1 protein-coding gene is annotated in these 288 nt (G+C 41.7%); it reads left to right on the top strand.

All coding sequences use genetic code 11. The features are described from left to right. Positions 1-14: 14 nt before the first annotated feature. A partial coding sequence (locus AC3A8L_RS21405) for a peroxiredoxin family protein (RefSeq protein WP_487964304.1) occupies positions 15-288 on the top strand: 274 nt, incomplete at its 3' end.

The following is a 288-nucleotide window of genomic DNA, read 5'->3' as shown; positions in this document are numbered from 1 at the left end:
GTAATGGCTCTTCAATGCGCCCCGATCTTTCTTTTACAGATATAGATGGGCAGTCTCACGCTCTAAAGCAATATGATGGTAAACCCATTCTAGTTACTTTTTGGGCAACAGATTGCCCGGGCTGTATCCAAGAAATGCCAGAACTAATCGCTTTACATGAGCAGTACAGTCAACAAGGCTTAACAATGATTGATGTAGCTATGGCTCATGACTCATTAGAGCATATCAACGCTATGCGAGATGAACGACAATTACCATTTATAATTACATGGGATAAGCGTGGCGAAA

The organism is Marinagarivorans sp. (assembly GCF_982758155.1).
Note: the sequence above shows the minus strand (reverse complement) of the source record. Positions and strands in the feature narration are given on the sequence as shown.